This is a genomic window from Streptomyces sp. NPDC101194, from assembly GCF_044767885.1.
In the GTDB taxonomy this organism is placed as follows: domain Bacteria; phylum Actinomycetota; class Actinomycetes; order Streptomycetales; family Streptomycetaceae; genus Streptomyces.
Genome location: NZ_JBIWOS010000005.1, coordinates 467,275 through 489,573, shown reverse-complemented (window position 1 = coordinate 489,573; position 22,299 = coordinate 467,275). Strand labels below are relative to the sequence as shown.

General features: G+C 70.4%; 17 protein-coding genes. 3 read left to right on the top strand and 14 right to left on the bottom strand.

The annotated features are described in order from the left end of the window. The first annotated feature begins 65 nt into the window (after window positions 1-65). Window positions 66-1,268 carry a cytochrome P450 gene (locus ACIRP2_RS21915; protein WP_404252664.1) on the top strand — a complete coding sequence of 401 codons (1,203 nt, stop codon included), beginning with the start codon at window positions 66-68 and terminating at the stop codon, window positions 1,266-1,268. A 190-nt stretch (window positions 1,269-1,458) separates the two neighbouring features. Here the strand turns inward: ACIRP2_RS21915 and ACIRP2_RS21910 are convergent, their stop codons facing one another. From ACIRP2_RS21910 to ACIRP2_RS21890, 5 genes are all read right to left on the bottom strand, one after another. Further along, complete coding sequence (locus ACIRP2_RS21910; RefSeq protein ID WP_404252917.1) at window positions 1,459-2,739, bottom strand: cytochrome P450; 1,281 nt, start codon at window positions 2,737-2,739, stop codon at window positions 1,459-1,461. A 799-nt stretch (window positions 2,740-3,538) separates the two neighbouring features. Then, entirely contained in the window at window positions 3,539-5,188 is a 1,650-nt protein-coding gene (locus ACIRP2_RS21905) for an FAD-dependent oxidoreductase (protein ID WP_404252662.1), read from the bottom strand. A 28-nt stretch (window positions 5,189-5,216) separates the two neighbouring features. Next, the gene (locus ACIRP2_RS21900; RefSeq protein WP_404252660.1) at window positions 5,217-6,131 is read right to left on the bottom strand and encodes a diiron oxygenase; all 915 of its coding nucleotides are present in this window, start codon (window positions 6,129-6,131) and stop codon (window positions 5,217-5,219) included. Between the two features lie 816 nt (window positions 6,132-6,947). Continuing rightward, window positions 6,948-8,171: an MFS transporter gene (locus ACIRP2_RS21895; RefSeq protein ID WP_404252658.1), complete on the bottom strand. Its 1,224-nt coding sequence runs from the start codon at window positions 8,169-8,171 to the stop codon at window positions 6,948-6,950. Between the two features lie 274 nt (window positions 8,172-8,445). Continuing rightward, complete coding sequence (locus ACIRP2_RS21890) at window positions 8,446-8,886, bottom strand: hypothetical protein (RefSeq protein ID WP_404252656.1); 441 nt, start codon at window positions 8,884-8,886, stop codon at window positions 8,446-8,448. A 594-nt stretch (window positions 8,887-9,480) separates the two neighbouring features. Here ACIRP2_RS21890 and ACIRP2_RS21885 point away from each other — a divergent pair. Next, a complete protein-coding gene (locus ACIRP2_RS21885) occupies window positions 9,481-10,206 on the top strand; it encodes a hypothetical protein (RefSeq protein WP_404252654.1) in 726 nt (241 codons plus the stop codon). Between the two features lie 207 nt (window positions 10,207-10,413). On the opposite strand, the gene ACIRP2_RS21880 is transcribed toward ACIRP2_RS21885, so the two are convergent. From ACIRP2_RS21880 to ACIRP2_RS21840, 9 genes are all read right to left on the bottom strand, one after another. Beyond that, a complete protein-coding gene (locus ACIRP2_RS21880) occupies window positions 10,414-10,977 on the bottom strand; it encodes a DUF6924 domain-containing protein (protein WP_404252652.1) in 564 nt (187 codons plus the stop codon). Window positions 10,978-11,366: 389 nt separating this feature from the next. Then, a complete protein-coding gene (locus ACIRP2_RS21875; RefSeq protein WP_404252650.1) occupies window positions 11,367-12,734 on the bottom strand; it encodes an alkaline phosphatase in 1,368 nt (455 codons plus the stop codon). A 1,060-nt stretch (window positions 12,735-13,794) separates the two neighbouring features. Beyond that, on the bottom strand, window positions 13,795-14,253 hold the full coding sequence (locus tag ACIRP2_RS21870) for a hypothetical protein (protein WP_404252648.1): 459 nt from the start codon (window positions 14,251-14,253) through the stop codon (window positions 13,795-13,797). Window positions 14,254-14,662: 409 nt separating this feature from the next. Further along, complete coding sequence (locus ACIRP2_RS21865) at window positions 14,663-15,580, bottom strand: anchored repeat-type ABC transporter permease subunit (protein WP_404252646.1); 918 nt, start codon at window positions 15,578-15,580, stop codon at window positions 14,663-14,665. Continuing rightward, window positions 15,577-16,305 carry an anchored repeat-type ABC transporter ATP-binding subunit gene (locus ACIRP2_RS21860; protein ID WP_404252644.1) on the bottom strand — a complete coding sequence of 243 codons (729 nt, stop codon included), beginning with the start codon at window positions 16,303-16,305 and terminating at the stop codon, window positions 15,577-15,579. Before ACIRP2_RS21860 ends, ACIRP2_RS21865 begins: the two co-directional genes overlap by 4 nt. Then, complete coding sequence (locus ACIRP2_RS21855; protein ID WP_404252642.1) at window positions 16,302-17,885, bottom strand: TIGR03773 family transporter-associated surface protein; 1,584 nt, start codon at window positions 17,883-17,885, stop codon at window positions 16,302-16,304. The genes ACIRP2_RS21860 and ACIRP2_RS21855 overlap by 4 nt, the downstream gene beginning before the upstream one ends. Before the next feature lie 5 nt (window positions 17,886-17,890). Beyond that, on the bottom strand, window positions 17,891-19,408 hold the full coding sequence (locus ACIRP2_RS21850) for an anchored repeat ABC transporter, substrate-binding protein (RefSeq protein ID WP_404252640.1): 1,518 nt from the start codon (window positions 19,406-19,408) through the stop codon (window positions 17,891-17,893). A gap of 14 nt (window positions 19,409-19,422) precedes the next feature. Beyond that, the gene (locus tag ACIRP2_RS21845; RefSeq protein ID WP_404252638.1) at window positions 19,423-20,538 is read right to left on the bottom strand and encodes a choice-of-anchor M domain-containing protein; all 1,116 of its coding nucleotides are present in this window, start codon (window positions 20,536-20,538) and stop codon (window positions 19,423-19,425) included. A 117-nt stretch (window positions 20,539-20,655) separates the two neighbouring features. Continuing rightward, window positions 20,656-21,309, bottom strand: a complete 654-nt coding sequence (locus ACIRP2_RS21840) for a choice-of-anchor M domain-containing protein (RefSeq protein WP_404252636.1) — start codon at window positions 21,307-21,309, stop codon at window positions 20,656-20,658. Between the two features lie 194 nt (window positions 21,310-21,503). Here ACIRP2_RS21840 and ACIRP2_RS21835 point away from each other — a divergent pair, with 194 nt between their 5' ends. Next, on the top strand, window positions 21,504-22,037 hold the full coding sequence (locus ACIRP2_RS21835) for an FABP family protein (protein WP_404252634.1): 534 nt from the start codon (window positions 21,504-21,506) through the stop codon (window positions 22,035-22,037). Window positions 22,038-22,299: the final 262 nt, after the last annotated feature.

The window sequence follows — 22,299 nt, the reverse complement described above, 5'->3', positions numbered from 1 at the left end:
GCCCTCTTCCCGCCCGCACGACCGTGCTCAGCAGCCCGACGTACCCGTGCACGCCTGGAGGTCCCATGCCCCGCTCCGACGACACCGACGCGACGACCGGCCTGCCGACCCTGCCTCTGCACCGCCTGGGCTTCGACTCACCCGGACCGCCCCGGCAGGTCGACCTGCCCGACGGGACGCGGGCATGGCTGGTGAGCCGGTACGAGGACGTGCGCAAGGTCCTGACCGACACCCGGTTCGGACGCGCGGGGCTCCACACACCCGACGCCCCGCCCCTGACGGCGGACGCCGGTCTGGTGGGGAGCCTGGATTTGATGTTCAACCAGGACGGCGAGGACCATCTGCGCCTGCGCCGCTCCCTGCGGCGCGCCTTCACGCCGAGGGCCGTCGCCCGATGGCGGCCCTGGATCGCCGCGATCGTGGAACAGCGCCTCGACGAACTCGCCGCCGGATCCCCACCGGTGGACCTGGTGGCCGCCTTCACCCTTCCGCTCCCGGTCGAGGTGATCAGCCGGCTCATGGGTCTCGACACCCCGGCGCGGCAGCGGCTGCGCCACTGGACCCAGTACGCGTTCTCGGACGGCTCCCACCCCGAGGAGGAAATGGAGTCGGCGCTGGCGGAGTTCGCCGCGTTCGGAGCCGCGCTGCTGGCCGAGCGGAGAAACGCACCGGGGGACGACCTGACCAGTGTGCTGGTACGGGCGGCCGACGAGGAGGGAGGCATCCTGGAGGGACAGTTGATCGACCTCGTGTGCGGACTGGTGGTGGGCGGGCACGACAGCACCATGACGATGCTGGGCAACGCCCTGCTCTATCTGCTCGGCGAACGGCCGGAGAGCTGGGCCCGTCTCGGGGAGGACGAACGGGCCGCCGAGGCGGTGGCCGAGCGGTTGCTGCACCTGGTCCCGCTCGGCGACGACCGGGGGACCGCACGCCACGCCGCCGCCGATACCGAGGTCGGCGGCGTGACCATCCCCGCAGGATCGGTGGTGCTGGCGGACTGCGGCATGGCCAACCGCGATCCCGATGTCTTCCCGCCCCGGCCGTTCGACGACCTGTTCGCGCCCTTGGCGGCCCCCACCCTGTCGTTCGGCGCCGGCCCGCACTACTGCCTGGGCGCCTGGTTGGCGCGGCTCGAACTCCAGCTGTCCCTGCACCGGCTCGCCGCCCGCTTTCCCGGCCTCCGGCTGGCACGACCGGCCGATGAGATCGAGTGGCGACGCGGCACCACGTCCCGCAGTCCTCAGCGGATCACCGTCACCTGGTAGGAGGGCGGCACAGGGGCCGTGAGAGGGATCGGAGCCCACCTCGTCCGATCCCGGACGGACCGACCTCCGAGCCCCGGACCCGACAGGATCGACGGATGCCGCAGGGGTGATACGTGCGGCCCACACACGACGACCGGAGCGACGACGCGCCCCGGCGGAGGGCAGCCGGTGCGCCGGGGGTGACCAGCGCTCAGTGCAGGTGCACCGGCAGCGATTCGACGCCGTACACGATGGACAGCTTGCGGAAGGCCAGCTCCTGGGGCGGAACGGCGAGGTGCATCCGGGGAAACCTCCGGGCCAGGGCCGGATAGGCGGATCGCAGTTCCATGCGCGCGAGTTCGGCGCCTATGCACCGGTGGATTCCGTAGCCGAAGGCGAGATGCCCCGAGGTCTGACGGTGCGGGTCGAAGCGCCCGTCGTCCATGACGTACGACGCGTCACGGTTGGCGCCGCTCAGCGAGCAGAGCACCATGTCGCCCTGCGGAATGACCACCCCCGCTATCTCGATGTCCTCGCGGGCGAACCGCGGGAAGGCGATCTGGACCGCGGAGAGGTAGCGCAGCACCTCCTCGACGAAGGGCGCGGCCATCGTGTCGTCGGTCCGTATTCGCTCGAAGACGTCCTTGTTCTGCAGCAACACGAGTGAGCCCAGGGCGATCGTGCTGGCGGTCGTCTCGAATCCGCCGGTCAGCACGCCGTCGGCGAGACCCGCGAGTTCCTCGTCGTCGACGCTGTCGCCGTGCTCCTTCACAATCATGCCGAGCAGGCCGTCACCCGGTCTCTCGCGCTGAGCCTCGACCACATTCCTGAAGTAGGCCAGTGACTCCGACATGGCACCGAAGGGCGCGGTCGTCCCGCCGAACAGGTCGAAGCGGTCCATGGCCAACTGCTGGAAGTCGTGGCGGTCCTCGTAGGGCACGCCGAGCAGTTCACAGATGGTGAGGGAGGGGATCGGCAGCGCGAACTCCTTCACCAGGTCGACCGGCCCCTGCTGGGCTTCCATCATGTCGAGGCGCTCCTCGACGATGGCATCGATCCGGGGAGCCAGGCGCCGCAGTCGGCGCATCGTGAACTCCGGGGTGAGGATGCGGCGCAGCCGCGTGTGCACCGGAGGGTCGCTGAACCCGAGCCCGCCCGGACTCTGTTCCGCCGCCACTCCGGCGTTCGTGGCGAGGTGGGCGAAGTCGGTGCTGAACCCGTCGCCCGAACCGAGCACGGCCTTCGACTCCTCGTATCCGGTGACCACCCAGACGTCCATGCCGAACGGCAGCGAGACCTTGGATATCGGCGCATCCGCCCGGAGCCCGGCCAACTTGTCCACCGGGTCCAGCCCGTCCCTGCGCAGCATCATCAGCAGGTCTTCGGGGAGCAGCCGGATCGTGGAGGATCCAATGCCGTACTTCTGGATCCTGGACAGATAGGTGCGCCCAAGCCGGGCGGTGATACGAGAACGGAACTTCGTCCTCAACATGTTCTCCATGGGTCGCGCGGTCCGCACGCACGGTGCGGAGATGAGAGGGATGTGCAGCGGGCTCGGGAACGGACAAGGGCAGGCGCTGACGCGACTTGTACCGAGAGAGTCGTATCTCAGGGCAGAAGTCGCAACAACGCTGGTAGCACACGGTAGCGCGAGCGGGCACGGCGGGCGGTCGGCAGCCTTCTCGTCCGGAGCCGGAGGACCGGGGCGCCGGGTGGACAGGGCGGAACCGCCGGGCGGGCGAGGCGAACACGGGACACCGGCCGGGGCCGGGCGAGCGGGCACGGCAGGAGAGCCGGCAGTCGGCACGCGGCCTCCGTGTCCGGCCCCGAAGTGCGTGTCGGCGGACGTGGTTGTACGTTCGCGCCACCTGTCGGGCGCCCGTTCCACGGGCCATGGCCCCATGAAACGCCCTGGTCCCGCCCTGTCGTACGGCAGCAGCCGGGTGTGGGCCGCTGCCCGCGACGACGGTCGGGGACGGCGAGGACCGCGCACCGTCCCACTCACGTCGCGCGGCGGGCGCATGGGTCGAAGTGGCCTGCGGTACGGGCCCTCGCGGCGCGCGATGCCGACGTGACGGCGCGCCACGCCCGTGGGTCCGACAGGGCCGACGGCGCGGCCCCTCACCACACCCGTCGGGCCGCGTCCGGATCGCCGGGGGCCGCCGCCCGTACTCCGAAGGCGCGCCGCAACCTTCCGTTGCCCTTAGCGATCCGGCGGACGGGACACGGCTGTCAGGAACCGGCGTTCCTCACCGGACACGACCCGATGGGCGCCCGTCCCTCTCCGGGGCTCAGCCCGGCATCCTCCAACGGTTGCCCTTCGCCGCCGCCACCAGTTCCGGCACGGTGCCGAATTTGACCCGGGGACGCCCCTCACCGCGGCCACGCGCCAACTCGGCCCGGTTGATCGCCGCCAGGCCTCGGGCGTCGACGACATGACGGCTGCGGGACCGGGCGAGGCGGAGCAACGCCTTGGCGGAACCGGTCGGCGGGGGCAGCACGCCGGCGACGGCGTCGGCCAGGAGAGTACCGACCGTCTCGGCGGCGCAGACGCGATTGGCGCCGATACCGCCCGAAGGCCCGCGTTTGATCCAGCCGACGACGTACGTCCCCGGCATCCCCGTCACCCGGCCGTTCTCGTGAGGGACCGTGCCGGTCGCTTCGTCGAAGGGCAGCCCGGCCACCGGCACACCGCGGTAGCCCACCGCCCGCAGCAGGGCCCTGGCCGAAATGTCCAGCTCTCCCGAACCACCCGTCACACGCGTGGCCCGGACGCCGGTGTCGCCGAGCACCGCCACGGGAGCGGAGTGGAAGCGGAAGACGATGCGTCGCGCGGACGCCGGCGCGCGCGACCAGTCCACCGACTCGCGTACCGCGCCGCGCAGCGAGGCGGCCTTCCCACCGGGCCGCGCACCGTCGATCGCCGCGCCGATCCGTGGATCGTGGTCGTCCACGACCAACTGCACACCGGGCAGGCGTGTGAGGGCGAGCAACTCGGAGGCGCTGTAGGCCGCGTGCTCGGGGCCGCGCCGCCCGAGCAGGACCACCTCACGCACCTTGGAGGTACCCAGGGCCGCGAGGGCGTGGTCGGCGATGTCCGTATCGGCCAGTTCCGAAGGATCCGTGACGAGGATGCGGGCCACGTCGAGGGCGACGTTGCCGTTGCCCGCCACGACCACGCGCTCGGCGGAGAGATCGATGGCGTCCGGTGCGACCTCGGGGTGGGCGTTGTACCAGGACACGAACGCGGTCGCCGAGACGCTTCCCGTCAGCTCCTCGCCAGGGACGCCGAGTCGGCGATCCGAGGACGCGCCCACGGCGTAGATGACCGCGTCGTGATGCGCGGCGAGCTCGTCCGCGGTGATGTCCTTGCCGATCTCGACGCCCAGATGCATCCGTACCCGGGGATGCGTGTGGAAGCGTGCGAAGGTGTCTCCCACCTTCTTGGTCGCGGGGTGATCGGGCGCCACGCCGTACCGCACGAGACCACCGGCCACCGGCAACCGGTCGATCAGCGTCACTTCGGCGTTCGTGTGCAACAGCAGGTCTTCGACGGCGTACATGCCGGCCGGACCGGTGCCCACCACCGCGACCCGGACAGGCGCGAAGTCGGACGGCAGGCTGCGCTCGAACGAGGGAGGGCCCCAGATGTGGAAGTTCGGTTCCGTGCTGCCCCGTTCCGGCTCCTCCTCGGCGAAATAGGCCGCGTTGATCGCGGCGTAGTCCTTCTGCGCCTCGGGCAGGCCGTCCACGGGGAAGACCGCGTCGACCGGACAGGCGTCGGCGCAGGCACCGCAGTCGATGCAGGACCTCGGGTCGACGTACAGCATCTCCGTGCTGCCGAAGGCCCGCTCCTGCGGTGTCGGGTGGATGCAGTTGACGGGGCACACGGCGACACACGTGGCGTCGCTGCAGCAGGTCTGTGTGATGGCGTAGGTCATGTCGTCGGCCCGGGTCGCTCGGCTCGGATCAGATCAGGTTCGCGCGCTTGTAGAAGTACAGTGCGGGCCCGGTGAGGAGCCGGGCCGATGCCAGGAACTCCATGAGGCCCGAACAGCTGGACCGCATCAGGGACTTGTGGTGCTCGTTCGCCCCGGCCTCGGCCACGGCACGCTTCGTGTCCAGCCCGGCGTTCGCGTAGACGCTCCGGTTCACCATGCTCGTGACGATGTAGTAGGAAGCGACCGCGATCACGAAGGCGTTGAGGTGCCGACGCAGCGGACCGGCGTGCCGGAGATGCCTACGGGTCTCGTCGCGGGCGAACTTCATGTGTCGTGACTCCTCCACGACATGAATGTTGTTGATGGTGCGGACGAACGGCGCGACCCGCTCGTCCCGCATCCAGTCACGCTGCATGACGTCGAGCACCTCCTCGGCGACCAGGATCGCCGCGTAGGCGGCCTCGCCGAACGCGAGTGTCTTGAATGCCCGTCCGAGTTCGACCACCAGCCGGTGCGGACGGTAGGCCGGCGCACCCAGCTTCGCCGCGCCACGGGCGAACATGACGGAGTGTCGGCATTCGTCGGCTATCTCGGTGAGGGCCCACTGGAACCGGGGGTCCGTGGCATCAGTGGTATAGATGTCGCGCAGCACCATCTGCTGCAGGATCATCTCGAACCAGATGCCGGTACTGGCCACCGAGGCGGCCTCCTGCCGCGTCAGCGCCTTGCGCTGCGCATCGGTCAGTTCCTGCCAGTAGGCCGTGCCGTAGAGCGTGCTCCACTCGGGGCTCGCACCGTGGAAGTCCTTGTCCAGCGGGGTGTCCCAGTCCACTTCCGTGACCGGGTCGTACGACGACTTCGCCGACGAGTCGAGCAGGCGACGGGCGATGTCGTGCTCGTGGAGCCGGTCCTGGTTCTCCGGCCGAACGGTGCTGCCTGCCATGCTGCGGCTCCTTGAATCGACGGAACGACTCGACGTCGGCCGGCCGTGGCCCTCTCCCGTGCCCGCGTGAGGAGACCGTCGGCAGCTGGACGCCACCCCGCTTGTTAGACGTGACGTCTAGCAAGCTGTTGGACGGAACGTATAACAAGAGTGCCGCGCGGGCCTACCCCCTGGGAAGAAATCCGCCAGGTCTCCCGCCTGTCGACACGACGACCGCGCCGTGGGGCTCGCCCGCTCTGCCGGACGCGGGTGCGTGCTCGGATGGAGTCACGAGGGCGCGCCCGTTCCGATGAGGGCGGCGGCGCGGCGAGTCGCTCCGTTCAGGTCCGGTGAGGGGATTGCGCGGGTCCCCGGGTGGTCGGCTCACGGGCCGACGGAACCCGTCGGCCGTGGACGTCGTCCGCCCGGTGGCCTTGCCACTGACCAGGTGTGACGTCCCCGGACGCCGAAGGAGCGCGACCCCCGCCGATGCCTGCTCCGCACCGAACCGCGTCCCGCGGCACAAGGAGGCGGCGCTCGCGTGGGCGCGGTGCGAGGCCGTGGACGAGCGGCATGGAACGGCAGTGCACCGCGCGCAGCAGGTCTCCTTGGAGTGGGCGCTCACGGCATTCCGCCGTAGCATGAACCACGGAAACGGCTCCTCTCAGAGGGAGATCGGATTCACCACGAGCGGCGGCCTCCTGCGAGCAGGGGGCCGCCGCTTTGTCCGGCGGACATCGGCTCGCGCGCCGGGGAGAGCCGGAGGATCTTCGCACCGGGCCGCCCCGGCGATCGGTCGCGCCGAGCAGGGGGCGCCGGCGTCCTTGTCCTGCCGGGTTACGCGGACGGAGCTGTGCGCTGGTCCTTCCCGGCCGGCGATTCTGTCGGTGGCCTGCGTGCGGCGTACGTGCCCGCACCCGCCGCCAGCAGCATCACACAGCCGGTGAAGAGGAGGCCGGCCTGGCGCAGGCCCAGCCACGTGGCCAGCGCGCCCACACCGACGACAGGCACCGAGATCCCGGCGTAGGCGACGACGAAGAAGGCCGAAATCGTGCCGCCGCGGTGCTGTGCCGGGGCGGCGTCGCTGATCAGGGTGAGTGCCGCACGGAAAGCGAGCCCCTGGCCGGCGCCGCCGCACAGGGCGCCCAGGACGAGCAGGGGCAAGGATTCGGCGATCAGTGACGAAGCCACCAGCAGCAGGCCCACGACGAGGACGCCGCACCCCACGGGGAGCGCGAGACGCGCGCCGAGGCGTTGCGTCAAGGACTGACCGACGGTCGAGGCGAGGAATACGGAGAACACCACGGCGCCCGAGACGGCCAGATTGTGCACCCCCAGTGTCTGCGAGACAAAGCTCGGCGCGACCGCGGTGAACAGCCCGAGGAGCGCGAAGCCGGCGAACGACGCCAGCGACGCGGGCGCGAACACGCCCTTGACCTCGTGAGGAACCGTGACTCCCTGCGGCTTCAGTGGCGGCCACCTCTTCGGTTCCGCCACGGTTTCCGGCAGGAACCAGGTGATCCCCGTGGCGGCCGCCACCAGTCCGAGGTGGACCCAGAACGGCAATGTCAGCGGCCACGGGGTGTACTGCGCGAGTACGCCGGAGAGCAGTGGCCCACAGCCCAGACCACCCATGTTCGCGGCGGTGGCCGCGAACCCGGCCCGCGCCTTGCGTCCGGGACCGGCCAGTTCGATGACGGCGGCTGTCGCCGCGCCGCTCAGCAGGCCGGCCGCACAGCCGGACAGCAGGCGTCCCACGAAGAGCAGAGGCAGCCCGTTCTGCAGGAGGAAGCATCCCGCGCTGCCGGCCGACAGGACCATGGCGGACAGGAGAACGGGTCTGCGACCTGCCTCGTCGGAGTAGTTTCCCGCCACCAGGAGCACGCCGATGACGGCGATGGCGTAGACGGCGAAGACGACGGTCACGATCAGCTCGGAGAATCCGATCCGGTGCTGGTAGAGCCCGTACAACGGCGTCGGCAGAGTGGTTCCGGCCATCCCGATGGCGAACACCGCTGCCGCCGCCGGATAGCCCGGTCGCAGGCCGACGCCTGCGCTCACTGCCCCTCGCGAAGGATCACGCACGCCACCCCGGAGAGCCGTCCCGCAACCCCCTGGCGGGCGCGCGACGACAGCTGTGGCACCTCGCCGCGTTGTCAGGACGTCCGCATGCGTCCAGTATGCGGACGTCCGTTCGCCCTGCGATGCACCGCGTTCCGCGCCGCGCACCGATCCACGAGGGATCACGGGACAGTTTTTGGGAGCACATGCTCACAGAAGGGGCAGGTTCACACGCATGTGGCCGGTCGACTTGAGACATGGTCGTCAGGAACTGTCAGTCCCACAGCTTGTATGTCACGACCTGTTGCGTCTGTGCCGGCTTGGCACCGGTGTAGACGAGCTGCAGTCGGTTGAATCGCTGTACCTCTGGATGCCTCTGCCAGCTCTCCGGACGGTCGAGCGTCACGGTGACGGGATAGGAGTGGAATGTGCCCGCAGCGCAGTAGGGCTGACAGTCATTGACCGCGTCGAGTCCGTGCCCCACGGCGGACGTCCGACCCCATGTGCTCCAATGCAGCGCGATCAGGCGGTTGTTGCCGTCCCCGCAGGCGATCAGGAATTCGCCCGGGCGTACCTGTGCGTTGGAGAAACAGTCGACGACCACTGCACGAGTGTGCGAGGGCGACTTCGCGGAGGCGGAGGTCGGTACAGCCGCAGCCGCGAGCGCGGCGGCGGCGCACAGCATGACCGCGCTCCTGAATTTGTCTCGTTGCATGTCGGCTCCCCAGCTGCCTTTTTCGAGCCCACGCGGCTCATCCGTTCACACCGCGACCGCTTCGCACGCGGAGGTCCGCGCGGCAGGGGAATCGCCGGCGGCCGTGCACCTCTTCCAGCGGCGGTTCCAGAATCGACAGTACGACCGCACCCGGGTACGCACCACCCGTACAGGTGAGAGCTGTGCAGGACAGGGGACGAGGAGGTTCTCCGTCCCATGGCGCCCGGCCGATGGCATGCTCGGCCGGGCAAGAAGCCCGCCCGTCATTTTTCCGCAATACGGAAGAATGGTCGGGCGCTCGTTGCCCCGACACCCGATCGAGCGCCCGGGTCGTTCCGGTCCGGTCGTGGGGCGAGACCCGGAATCACGGCGCCGCTGCCTCGGCGTCGATGACGGGCGTGGTCGGCAGGTTCCGCGATCCCTCCACCTCGCGGCCCTCGCACCGGTGACCCCGACCACCTCGCCCGGGACGGGGCCACCGCCTGGCTGTGTGGGCTGCGGCCGAAGGGCGGGCCCCCCGAAGTCGCCCCGGCGGGAGACGTCGCCACGACGCGACGACGGCAGCACGAACGACGGCCCCGCCGACGCCACAGGTTGATCGTTCTGCCCATCGTTGCCGTCGTCACCGTCGGCGGCGGCACGGTCGTCCTGCTCCAGCCCTTCGCGGGCGGCGGCGAGGACGGAACACGCGCCCAGTCACCGGGCAGCAGCGCGAGTGCCACTCCTGGTGGCATCAACTCGACGGGCAAGCCCGGAAGTTCACCTGCCAAGGAGGCGAGCGGGAAGAGCGGGGGCGACGGCAAGGGTGAGGATGCCGAAAAGGGGCAGGGAGGCGAGACGGCACAGGCCGGCGAGAAGGTGCCGCGTGGGCCGAGAGCCAGTGGTTCACCCGATGACAAGACCCACTCCGGCAGCGGTGGCACCGGAACGAGCAGTGGGTCCGGCTCTTCGAGGTCGTCCCGCTCTTCGGGCTCGAACGGCGGAGATTCCGGTTCCGGCGGCTCGCCCTCCGGGTCGCGGCCGCCCGCCCTGAAGAGCTACAAGGCCGAGTACACCAACTCCTGTGTCGGCGCGTGCGACATGCCGATCAAGGTGAGCTGGTCGGCGATCTCCGGAGCGACCAGGTACGACATCCGCTACACCAACACGAGCAGCAACTTCACCAAGAAGAACGTCGACACCACCTACTCAACCGGCAGCACCAGCTACACGATCAAGGGGCCGTACTCCGGTGACGAGATCTGCGGCAGGGTGCGCGCGGCCAACAAGCACAGTGCTTCTGCCTGGGCGGAGACCTTGTGTGACACGGTGCCTTACTGAGTGGTCGGCTCCGTACATTCTTCCGGGGTTGACCACGGAGCCCGCGTTGTGCGGGTTCGTCCGGCCGACGCAGGTCGTCGCGGTCTCCTTCCGGCCGCGGGCTGACCGGGTGCCGACGGAACAGCGTGCCCCGGAACCGACCCCGCGTCCCCGCCGTCCTCGCACCCGCCTCCGCCCGAGCCGCCGACCGGGTGGGGCGGGGCGGGCTCACACCCCGTCAGTTGTCTCGTCCTCTTCATCCATCTGGCGGAACTCCTCGTACACAGCCGTCCCTGGCCCCGCCACATGCACCTCGAAGTCCGACCAGTCGGTGCCGTGGTACTCGCGGAAGAACAAGTTGGCGATGCTGTCGTTGATTTCGACGCCGGCCACGTGCAGTGCCGGAACGCGGAAGGGCTTCTCACGCGGCCAGGGCTCATCGTCCGCGTCGTCCAGATGGATGTCGATGCCGAGCAACGGCAGATCGTCGGAGGCGAAGGTCTCCGCGTCGGCCAGATAGAGGTGGTCGTACGGCAGGTCGTGGCCGGTGTCGGGGGCGGCGGCGAGCACCGTTCCGGGAAGCAGGCCCCGGTATTTCTCCTGGTCGATCGGGGTGACATACGAGATGGCCCGGTCGTGGTCGCAGACGTCCTGCGAGCCTTCCTCGGAGGTGACGGGCATCTCCAGGGCCTGCAGCAGGCGAGCCCAGCCGACGGGGTCGGCAAAGTCGGTCCGGAGAACGGGAGCGGCGTCCACGCGCGGCAGGCGTATCGGTCGTCGATCGTGATTCATGTCGTGGACCCTAAGGGCTGTCCCGTGATCCCTGGTGGGCGCGCCGCGACGGCTGCGGCACATCGCTGCGTTTTCGGAACGTCCGTATACATCCAGCCCTGCCGGACGGCGCTGCGCACCTCGTCCGTACCGACGGCGTAACGGGTCGTCGGCCAGGCCTCGGGCGTCGAGCTGCTCCAGGGCTCGCGCATGGAGACCGAATGCGCGGCTCGGACTGGATGCGTGGTCGCGTCGCTCCGAGCAGCGGTGCCGGGTGCCATGTCGCCGACGCAGTGTGCTCGCCCGGGGCGGGAGCACGGACGGGCCGCAGCCGGAACGTCAGGAGCACGCATGCGGCCCCGCCGAGGCGCTGCTCACGCCGACGGGGCCGATGGGCGCTCTACGAGTGATCAGCGCAGACGCAGCGCCTCGCGGATCGTGGTGAACAGGTCGGTCTGGTCGGTGACGCCCAGGACCCGGTAGGCCAGCGGCCCCTGAGCCGCGATCCGGACCTCGGTGCCGGTGTGCTCCTGCGACTGACCGGGCGCATTGGTCGAGTAGTTGACCTTCAGCTGCTGGCCCTCGTCGGTGACCAGCGTGGAGGACAGACCGGGCGGCTGGGCCTCCAGGGGCACGATCTGGCTGGTGTGGCCGTGGTCGGCCGTGGTGACGACCAGGGTGTCGGGGTGCTTGGCGGCGTAGGCGCGTGCCACCTCGACCGCACGGTCGAACGCCGCGGTCTCGCCGATCTGGCCGCACGGGTCGGCCGCGTGGTCCTGCTTGTCGATCGAAGCGCCCTCGACCTGGAGGAAGAAGCCGTTCTTGCTGTGCTTCTGCTTCTGCTTCGCCTCCAGGAGCTGAATGGCCTTGGTCGTCTGGTCGGCGAGATTCGGGGTTCCCGCAGGCCGGTTCGGGTTGGAGGTGACGCAGCGCTGCGGGTCGGTCCCGCCGACCGCGGCGGGCTTCCCCGTCCACTCGGTCGGCACGTTGCCGGGCGCGAAGAGCCCCAGCACCGGCTTGTCGCCCTTGACCGCCTTCAGGGAGGCGTTGTCCTCGACGACCTGGTACCCGAGCTTTCGTGCCTGCTCGGTGACGGTCAGTCCCTTGTACGTGCCGTCGGTCACCTTCTGGTCGAAGCGCTGCTTGCCGCCGCCGAGGAGGACATCGACCTTGTGGTTGACGCTCTGCTCCGCGATGGAGCCCGGTCCGCCCTTGGCGATCGTGTCGGTGGGGCACTTGGCCATATCGGCCGGGCCCTGGCAGGAACGGTCGGTGGCATGCGAGGCCAGGACGGCCGGGGTGGCGTCGGTCAGCTCGGCGGTGGTCACCGAACCGGTTGCGTAGCCGCCCTTCTGCGCCAGCTCCAGAATGGTCCGCACGGCCTTGTCCGTGCCCGGCGTCTTGGAGATCCGTCCGTTGACCGTCTTCTGGCCCGTCGCCCAGCCGGTGCCGCTGGCCGCGGAGTCGGTGACGTAGTCCGGGGTGCCGTCCGCGTGCACCGCGTACGTCGTGTAGGCGCCGGTCAGCGGGAACTTGTCCATGTTCAGACGACCATGTGCGCCCACGGTGTAGTCACGGGCCAGAGTGATCTCCGAGTCGCCCATGCCGTCGCCGATGAGCAGGATGACGTTCTTCGCCTTCCCACCCTTGACGGTGCCCTTGGCGTGCTCCGCCGTGTCGTACGCGCCGGCCGTCGTGGTGACCGCCACGGCGGCGGTGGCGACGAGGACCGCACTGGCGGCCATCAGGTGGTTGCGTGTCAGGCGCGGTCCGCGCATGAAGGTCTCCTTGAACAGGTCGGTACAGGGTGCCGGTGGTGATGAGTCCATCAGCGCCGTGTGAACCGCGGGCGACGTCCAGGCGCCATCCGTCCTGCCGGGACGTGGCGCGTCGGGCCACGGTCGCGACGGATTCCCGGCCACCCGGACACCACGGCGGCGGGACCGTCCTTGCGCTGACGCGGTGCGGCACTCACGCCCACCGGCGCCGTGGCGGCGGTGCCGGACACTCCCCGCCACCGGCACGCGGGTGTCGTCGGGGAACGACCCGCAGGGGGGGCGGGTCGCCCCGGAATGCCGACGCGTTCCCGTGAGCCCGGATCGGGGTGCGCGCACGCCTTCGGGGCCGGCCGCACCGGTGACCGGCGTCCCCGCCCCACGCCGTGGCCGCCGGCATCACGGGGCGGCGGCGAGCTGGGCGGTCTCCGCCCCGTCGAGGCCCTGCTTGCCGGGCCACGGGGCGCCGTCCCAAGGTCCGGTCGGCCCGGCCGCGGTCACGGCCACCTCGCCTTCGGGGCCGATGACCGGTGACCACCGATGCGGGGCGATGCGCGCTGTGGCCCGGGCGGCCCGGACCGCCCGCACACATGTCCTCGACGACGGCGACACCTTCCGGTTCGCGCTGCGGATCGACAATCCGGGGCCTCGTGCCCTGATGGTGCGTGCCCGTCCGTCCTGGGGCCGCAGCCAGGGGATCAGGCCCTGTCCGCGACCACGGGGCAATGGCGTCCGTTCGACCGTGCCGGCCGGGCAGGTCGCCACCACACCGCTCGCGGCGTGCGCGCAGCGCGCCGACCGTCCCCGCGCCTACCGGGCCATGGCCCGGGTGATCACATCGTCGGACATGGGTCGGGGCACACGCGAGACCTCCCTGAGCGTGCACCTCCGGGCTTACGCGTACCAGTGGAACGACCAGCTTTCATGGCCTTCCTCCACCGCGACAGCGGGGGCGCGCCGGGCCCGGACGAGCGGCCGACCGGTTTCCCCGCCCCTGGACGGGGAAACCGGCCGATCGCACCGGCGGCGCGATCTGGAACTCGTTCAGTGACCGGGGCGCGGCTCAGAACACGAACGGTCCGGGCGACTGGGTGGATGTCGCGTTGCAGGTCGCTGTGATACCGAAGACCACGACCTTGAGGGACTTGGCCGCCAGGCTGTCCCCGGAGGCGACGGTGCCGTTGAGCGGGCCCGTGGACACGGGGCTGCCGGCGGGTATGGCCGGGTTGGCATTGCCGGTGAACGTCACGGTTCCCGCACCCTTGTTGGTGAGGGTGAGCGTCGATTTCACCGAGTTCGCCCCGACGCTGATCGGTGCGGTGATGGCGGACGTCGAGACGTTGATGGTCGCGGCCGTCCCGTTCTGAGCAGCGGTGAGGGTTGCGCTGCCAGAGCCGTAGGCGCCGCAGTCGAAGGAGATGGTGGCGGTGGTGGGGCTGACCGCGTCGGCCGCGGGTGCCAGCGCGAGTGTGCCTGCGGCGAGGGCGGAACAGACGCCGAGTCGCCTTGTGCCAAGCCTCATGGTGGTTGCCCTTCGTGTGGGGGGATTGCCGACGCGCATCGTCACGGGGCCGCGCCGGAAGGTGCCGGTTCCCTGACGCATCGTCAGCGAACCGGCTCACCATTGAGGCACAACCCCCTTGAGGCAACAAGGCGCACCGTCATGATTTTTGGCATGTTACGGTCAATTCTGGTCAGCCCGGCGACAGGCTTTCTCGAGCGCGGCGAGAGGTGCCTTCGAGGCTGCTCGTGTGGGTGTGGCCCGTGATTCGCTGATTCCCGGGTGGACGGAGGCGCGAGCGCGGGATGGGCCGCCGTGCCGTCGGGACGGCGAGATGCCTGGCGGGCCGGGAGTGGCCGGTCTCTGCCACTGCCCGGCCCGGAGTCACCGGGGCCCGGCACGCGGGACCTCGGCGCGGTGTCGGTCCCGTTCAGGGGCTGCCGGCCGACGAGGTGGATCCGGCCGCGGTGGAGCCGACGGCCCGTCCCTGACCGCCGTTCACGGACCTGCGCAGGCGGGCGGCCAGCCCGTGTCGCGGCGCCAGCACCCAGGCCAGGGCGAAGAATCCGGTCAGGACCACCACGACGGAGCCGCCGGCCGCCAGGTCGAACGCGTAGCTGACGTACAGCCCGGTCAGGCTGCCCAGACAGCCGAAGGACGAGGCCAGCAGTGTCATCGCCCACAGGCGTTCGGTCAGCAGCCGGGCCGTGGCCGCCGGGGTGATGAGGAGGGCGAGGACGAGGATGTTCCCCACCGCTTCGAGGGACATCACGATCGTGACGGTCACCACGATGTAGAGCGTCAGGTCGAGACCGAGAACCGGCAGTCCGGCGGCGCGGGCCGTTTCGCGATCGAGGCTCACCGCGACCAGTTCCTTGCCGAGCGCCAGGACGAGCACGACGAGCACGGCGCCGATGGCGGCGACCCGTCGGACGTCGGACGCGTCGACCGCGAGGACCTGGCCGAACAGGAAGGAGGACAGATCCGTCGTCCAGCTGTCGCGTGTCGAGACGAGGACGATGCCGAGTCCGAAGGCGAAGGCGAAGAAGACGCCGATGACGGTGTCCTCCTTGAGTCTCCGGTTCTGGGAGACGAGGGCGATCAGCACGGCCGTCGTCACGCCGGCCGCCGCTCCGCCGAGCAGCAGATTGCCCTCGAAGGCGTAGGCGAGCGCCACTCCGGGAAAGGCCGAGTGCGCCACCGCGTCCCCGATGAATGCCATGCCGCGCAGGACGACGTACACACCCACCACTCCGCAGACGAGTCCGGCGATCGCGGCGACGGTGAAGGCGCGCCGCATGAAGGGGAGTTGCCACGGGTCGATGAGGAAGGCCAGGAAGTCGTTCATGCGGCGGCGCCCGGTTCCGTGCGGATCGCCCGGTCGAGCCCGAACGCCCGCAGCATCTGCTCGGGATCTGCCAGCAGCTCGGGTCCGCCCTCCGCGACCACCGTGCGGTTCAGCAGCACGACCCTTGTGCAGGTGCGAGCCGCGGCGGCCAGGTCGTGGGTGGTCATCAGCAGCCCTCTGCCGTTCGCGGCCAGCCGGCCGAAGAGTTCGTCGAGCAGTTCCTGGGTCGGCACGTCGACACCCGTGAACGGCTCGTCCAGAAGCAGTAGCCGCGGTTCACCGGCCAGCGCCCGTGCCACCAGCACACGCTGGCGTTGCCCGCCCGACAGTTCACCGATGGGGCGCCGGCGCAGATCGGTCAGGCCCGCCAGCTCCAGCGCTTCGTCGGCCGCCGCCCGATCGTGCGCCTTCGGCCGCCGGAGCCAGCCCACGGATCCGGTGCGTCCGCTGAGCACCGTCCCTGCCACATCGATGGGGAAGTCCCAGGCGAATTCATGGCGTTGGGGTACATAGCCGACCGGACCGACGGCGGTGACACGGCCCGCGGACGACGCGGCGAGTCCGAGTACGGCGCGCAGCAGCGTGGTCTTCCCCGCCCCGTTCGGCCCGAGGAGACCGACCAGTTCACCGCCGGACACCGTCAGGGACGCGTCCTGGACGGCTGTCCGGCCACCGAGCGCGACGGAGAGGGACGCGACCCTGAGCAGGGTCTCTGCGGCGGTCACGCGGCGCGCCTGCGGGTGACGTGGAGGAACCCGGCGCCCAAGGCCGCGAGCACGGCGGCCGCGCCGCCGAGCAGGAGCGTGGAGCCCACGCCCGTGGAGGCCATGGCGCCACGACCGGAGGAGCCGCCGGACGTACCGTCCGCGGTGCCGCCCGACACGTTCCCGCCGGTGGTACCGGAGCTGTCCGTGGCGCTGCCGGTGCTGCCCGGTTCGGTGCCGCCGGTGGAGGCACCACTGGTGCTGCCGCCCGTCGAGCTCCCCACCGGGATCGCGTGCGGGTCGGTCGCGCCGACCGCGAAGGTGAGCGTCTCGGTGTCGCTCACCTTCGTACCGTCGGCCAGTTTCCCCGCCATCGTGAACGTCAGCCGGTACACGCCCTCCTTGCTGAAGGCCCAGCCGCCGTGCGCGTGGGTGTTCTGCGGTACGCCGAACGTGTCCGGCACGCCGTCCCCGCTGTTGAAACGGATGGTCGCGCCCGACAGACCGTCGTAGTTGTAGAGCGCGAAATTCCCCGGTCCGTCGGCCCTGACCAGTCTGAACTCGACGTCCCCGGTCGTCGCGCCGGCCGGCATGTTCTCCGTGGACCAGCCCGGCCACAGCAGTCCGGGCTGCTGAACCTGGTCGAGCAGCCAGACGGGATCGCCCGCCTTCCCCAGGAAAGAGAAGGCCTCGGCCGCGGGAACGGTCTTTTTGGCTTCCGGCTTGACATGCAGGACGACCGACGACGGCTCGCGCCACGTGGTCCTCCCCGGGACCGTGCCGTCCTTGACATGAATCTGCAAGTCCCCGTCGACCAGGCGTGCGGCGATGTCGATGTGCCCCTGGTCGAGCACCTTCTTCGCGGTCTCCACCGGCTCGCCCGTCGTGGTCGCCCTTCGGGCCGTGAGGGCCGGACCGGCGCCCGCCGGGGAGGTGGGTGTCGGGCGCCGGCCCTCGCCCGCGTCCGCCGGAGCACCGGCGACGAGGGCGGCAGGGGAGGGGGGCACGGTATCGGCGGGCGGCGACAACGGGGGAGTGGCCGGTCCCTGAGCGACCTCGACCGCGTCCCCCACCCGCACGGTGCAGCGGGTCTCGGCGCTGAGCGGTCCTGTCTCGGTCTCCGTCTGCGCGGTGAACGTCAACTGGTACGTACCGGCCGTGTCGAAGGCCCAGCGTGTCTTCCCGCGCCCTCCTGCCGGCAGGTCGTAGCCGTCGGGCAGGCCATCGGCACTGTCGAACCGGACGGCCGGCTTCTCATGCGCGCCGCCCGGCTCGTAGACCCGCAGCGTGCCCGGCCCCTCGACACCGGTCAGAGACCAGAGCACACCGTCACCGCGGGCCGGACCGGCCGGCAGTCCGGTGGTGTCCCAGCCGGATGTCAGTTCCCAGCCGACCGTGCCGTCGGGCCCGGCCACGCGGTGCGTGTCGTCGATGTCGAGCACCCCGCCCGGCCCGAGCCCCAGGACGCCGTCGTCCAGGGTGAACCGCGCGACGACCGGCATCGGGGCCCCTTCCACCGGCGGCACGGCGACGGCCGTTCCGCCGAGGGCCAGGACGCCGGCCGCCGCGAGGGCGATCCTGCTGTTCCGTACGAGCCCCATCGGACTCAACTCCCCTCCCGGCCCAGGCAACGGGCCAGTTCCTTCGCGTTGTGGCGCATCATCGCGATGTAGTCGTGGATCTTGTCGTCGAACGAGTCGCCGTAGATCGTGCAGATACCGACGCCCTCGTCCTCGGCGACCCGGCGCAGGACATCGGCTCGCGCCGCGAGATTCGGCTCGAGGAAGACGGCCGGGACGTTCTTCTCCCGGATGGTGTCGCGGAGCTTCTCGACCTCCGCGGCGCTCGGCTCCCGGCTCGGCACGGGAACCACGAAGCCGGCGACGCTCATGCCGTACGCCTTCGCGAGATAACCGAAGGCGTCGTGCGTGGTGATGAGTCTGCGGTTCTCCCCGGGCACGGTGGCCAGCGTGGCGGCCACCTCGTCGTCCAGCCGTGCCAGCCGCCGCAGATACCGCCGGGCATTGCGCTCGTACTCCGCCCTGCCCCGCGGGTCCGCCTTGATCAGCTCGGCCTCGATCCGCCTGACGTACGCCTCGGCGTTGCCCACGTCCTCCCAGGCGTGCGGGTCCATCTCGCCGTGCACGTGCTTGCCGATGACCGCCTGCGGCAGCACCCAGATGTCCGCGCCGGGCCTGCCGAGGAACCGGAAAGCACCCTCCCCGGGTGCCGACTCCTTCGCGCGATCGGGTACCGACACCACGACCGAATCCGCAGGATGGTTCGTACGCCTGCCGGTCCTCGGGTCGTCGGAGCGTATGTACACGGATCCGGTCCGCGCGTTGAGCGCGATGTCCGCGTGACCGGCGTCGAGCACGGTCGTACCCGTCGGCGCCTCGACGCCACCGACGACGAAGGTGATGGTGCCGCTGCCGATCGGTGCGGTGCCGCCGTCCAGGGTTTCCGTCCGCCCCCGCACGGTGAGCCGGTAGGTACCCGGCCTGCTGAACACCCAGTTGACATGGGTGTGTGCCTCGGGCGGCAGAGTGAAGGAGTCCTCGGAGTCGAAGCCGTCCGTGGAGTCGATGTAGCTCTGCGGATTGCCGAGCGTATCGGTCAGATAGACATGCAGATCACCCGGACCCTCCAACTCGGTCGCCGTGGTGCGGACTTGGGAGCCCTCGCCCTCGACCTCGCCCTCGACCGCCCAGCCCAGCCACAGCACATCGAGGCCCAGGTCCTCCTTCAGCTTGATGACGGTCCCGCCGTACTGCTCCAGGCTCTCGCTGAGGGGGACCTTCGGCGCGCCCCCGCGTGCGTTGGTATGGATCATCTTCATGATCCCGGGCTCCTCCAGGAGCAGGCCGTTGCTGAAGACGATGTCCGACTTCGCGACCCTCGCCGCGTCACCGGGGCTCGGCTCGTACGAGTGCGGATCGCCGCGGTGCGGCACCACGGACGCCACGTCGACCCGGTCGCCACCGATGTTGCGCACCAGATCGGCGATGATCGCGGTGGTCGTCGAGACCGTCACTTCGGCCCTCCCGGATCCACCGTCCGCCCCCGGGCCGCACCCGGTTCCCCACAGCGTGGCCACGATGACGAGGACGGCGGCCGTACGCATGCGTCGCGCCCGGCTCATCGTGCGGCTCGCTGACGGCGCGTGAACAGGACGATCACTGCGCCGGCCGTCACCGCGCCGACGGCGATCGAGACCGGGAACGCCACTCCGGCGCCCGTAGCGGCCAGACGGCCGGCCGTGCCGGCGGGTGGGAGGAGGGCGCCGGAGTGGGTGCCCGGACCAACGGGGACGGCCGATGGAGGTGTGGGACCCGGCACCCCGGCACCCGACGTCGGGGCGCCGGTGGTCGCGGACGAGGGAGCGTCGGCGGTGTGCGTCGGAGAGGGCGCCGCCGTGTGCGTCGCCGACGCGGTCGCCGTCGGAACGACCGGGGGAGTGCCGGTGGGAGAGGGGGACGGCGAGGAGGACGTGGGCGTCGGCGAGGGCCCCGTGCTGCCGTCACCCGGCACGACCGTCGACGGGTCCACGTCGCCCACGGCCACGGCCAGGGTCTCCCGGTCGGTCACCTCGGCCCCGGACCGCAGGGTGGTGCTCATCTCCATCGTGATCCGGTAGATGCCCGCGGCATTGAAGATCCACAATGGATGGGAGTGGGAGTACGCGGGCAACTCGACCGAGCCGGGGTCGGGGCGGGCACTGTCGACGGTGACACCGATACGGATGCCCCACTCCGGGTCGTCCTCGAAGCGGCCGAGGACCAGTCGGCCCGGCCCCTCGATCTTCGGGAAGGTGACCTTCACCGGCCCCGCGACGTCCGAGGGCAGGATCTCCATGGTGTTCCAGCCGGGCCACAGCAGCCCTTCCTTCACCTCGAAGTCCTTGTCGACCCAGAGGCGTTCGCCGGGTTCGCCGAAACCCTCGAACTGCGGCACCTCCTCGCGCGGGGGGATGACGAGTTCGTGCCGGGGATCGAAGTGCAGCAGGACATCGGAGGGTTCACGCCAGACGGGCTCGCCCGGGACCGTACCGTCCTTGATCCGGTATTCGAGCCCGCCGTCCGTGAGCCGGGCGGCCATGTCGAGATGTCCGCCGTTCAGGACGGCTCGTTCTCCGGGAGGTGCCTCGCGAGGTGGAGCATCGGCGGCGAGCGCGACGGGTGCGGCGGCCAGCAGGGACAGTACGGCGGTGAGAGCGGCCGCTCTCGAGGTGTTTCGCGACAGTGAGGCCCGCATGCGGGGCGTCTCCTTCGAGCGTGGGATCGGTGGACCACGGCTGCGCCGGGGAGCGGGTCGGCTGCCGGTCGACCCACCCCCCGGCGCGGAGCCGGAGGGCCGTTGCCGGCCGCAGGGTCAGGAACCGGCCTTGAAGGTGTACGTCGCGGAGGCCGGGCCCACCTTGGTGCCGTTCGTGAGCGTGCCGCTGACCTGGAAGGTCGCGGTGTACGTGCCGGCCTTGGTGAAGGCCCAGTTGGCGTGGTCGTGTTCGCCCGCCGCGATGTCCTTGGTGTTGGTGAGAGTCGCGTCACCGCTGTCGTAGTAGCGGTTGCTCTTCGGGCACAGGCCGTCCTTGTAGACGGTGATCCTGCCCGGACCCGACACCGAGACCAGCTTGACCTGGACCTTGTTGTTCTGGAACACACCGCTGGTGAGGTGCTCACCGGAAAGACCCGGCCACAGCAGATTCGTGTTCTGGACCTGCGGCAGACGGAAGACGGTGGAGCCCGCGGTGCCCAGGTGCGCATAGCAGCTGCCGGTCGGGACGGTGTACGCCGACGCGGGAAGCGCCTGGAGGACCACGTCGGCAGGCCCGTACTCGACGTCCGGTGTCACGGACTCGTCGTGGACGTGCAGGTCCAGCGCGACACCGTCGTACTCGACGTCGAGCACGTCGACATGACCCTTGGACAGTGTGGTTCCCGCCGCGTGGGCCGAGGCGAGACCGCCGACGGCAATGGCGGCGGCCGCGGATCCGGCGACGGTGAGAGTGCGTGTGAAGGTACGCAAAGGAAGCCCCCCTTGAGCTTGGGTGTCCGAGTTGCTGACGTCGCAACGATAATCATTTTCATTAAGAAGGGGCAAGGGGGTTGGGGCGACTGAACACGACCACGGAGCGGTGCTCCGTGTGTCCGTCGGTGACCGCTGCGGACGAAAGACCTTAGGCTTCCGCCCGGTACCGGCCCACACCCAGGAGCGCACCCATGTTGCATCCGTACCCCGACGCCCTTCGACCGGACGAAGCGCCTGCGCCGCACGCACTGCTCGCACCACTGATCGGGTTCCTCGGCACCTGGGTCGGCCGCGGCCGGGGCGGGTACCCGACGCTCGCCGAGGAATTCGCGTACGCGCAGGAGGTCACGTTCAGTCATGACGGTCGGCCCTTCCTCCGCTACGAGGCGCGATCCTGGCTGCTCGGCGCGGACGGCACGCCACTACGGCCGTCGGCGCGGGAGAGCGGCTGGTGGCGGCTGCAGCCCGAGGCGCGCGTGGAGGCACTGATCACCCAGCCCACCGGCGTCGCGGAAATCCTGGTCGGCCATGCGGGCGACGGCTTGGTCGACCTCAGCTCCCATCAGGTGGCTCTCGCTCCCACCGCGAAGGAGGTCGAAGCCACCCGCCGCCGCTACACGCTGACGGACGAGGACACGCTCGACTTCGTCCACGACCTCGCCGCGGTCGGTCAGCCGCTGCAGCACCACCTGTCGGCACGGCTTCGGCGCGGGGGCGGCAGCTAGTGCTGTTTCCGGCGAGATGTGCCCCGTCGCGCTGTCGGCACGCACTGCCGTGAAGGCATTGAGGGGCCAGTGGCCCCCTTCCGTGTCGGCCGAGAGGCTCGCTACCAGACCTTCCGGCCGCCTTGTGATCGCACGCACCGGACGACGCTCCCCGAGGGGATCGCCGCGCCCGCGGGGCACGCACCGATGACGCCCGGCGTCAACACGGCGTACCCCGGTTTCGCGTCCGACGTAAAAAGGTGGAAAAGCGGGTAAACCATTG

Coding starts and splice junctions, on each gene's coding strand:
- ACIRP2_RS21915 (WP_404252664.1), top strand. CDS start 66: ATGCCCCGCTCCGACGACACCGACGCGACGACCGGCCTGCCGACCCTG.
- ACIRP2_RS21910 (WP_404252917.1), bottom strand. CDS start 2,739: ATGTTGAGGACGAAGTTCCGTTCTCGTATCACCGCCCGGCTTGGGCGC.
- ACIRP2_RS21905 (WP_404252662.1), bottom strand. CDS start 5,188: ATGACCTACGCCATCACACAGACCTGCTGCAGCGACGCCACGTGTGTC.
- ACIRP2_RS21900 (WP_404252660.1), bottom strand. CDS start 6,131: ATGGCAGGCAGCACCGTTCGGCCGGAGAACCAGGACCGGCTCCACGAG.
- ACIRP2_RS21890 (WP_404252656.1), bottom strand. CDS start 8,886: ATGCAACGAGACAAATTCAGGAGCGCGGTCATGCTGTGCGCCGCCGCC.
- ACIRP2_RS21880 (WP_404252652.1), bottom strand. CDS start 10,977: ATGAATCACGATCGACGACCGATACGCCTGCCGCGCGTGGACGCCGCT.
- ACIRP2_RS21875 (WP_404252650.1), bottom strand. CDS start 12,734: ATGCGCGGACCGCGCCTGACACGCAACCACCTGATGGCCGCCAGTGCG.
- ACIRP2_RS21870 (WP_404252648.1), bottom strand. CDS start 14,253: ATGAGGCTTGGCACAAGGCGACTCGGCGTCTGTTCCGCCCTCGCCGCA.
- ACIRP2_RS21865 (WP_404252646.1), bottom strand. CDS start 15,580: ATGAACGACTTCCTGGCCTTCCTCATCGACCCGTGGCAACTCCCCTTC.
- ACIRP2_RS21855 (WP_404252642.1), bottom strand. CDS start 17,885: ATGGGGCTCGTACGGAACAGCAGGATCGCCCTCGCGGCGGCCGGCGTC.
- ACIRP2_RS21850 (WP_404252640.1), bottom strand. CDS start 19,408: ATGCGTACGGCCGCCGTCCTCGTCATCGTGGCCACGCTGTGGGGAACC.
- ACIRP2_RS21845 (WP_404252638.1), bottom strand. CDS start 20,538: ATGCGGGCCTCACTGTCGCGAAACACCTCGAGAGCGGCCGCTCTCACC.
- ACIRP2_RS21835 (WP_404252634.1), top strand. CDS start 21,504: ATGTTGCATCCGTACCCCGACGCCCTTCGACCGGACGAAGCGCCTGCG.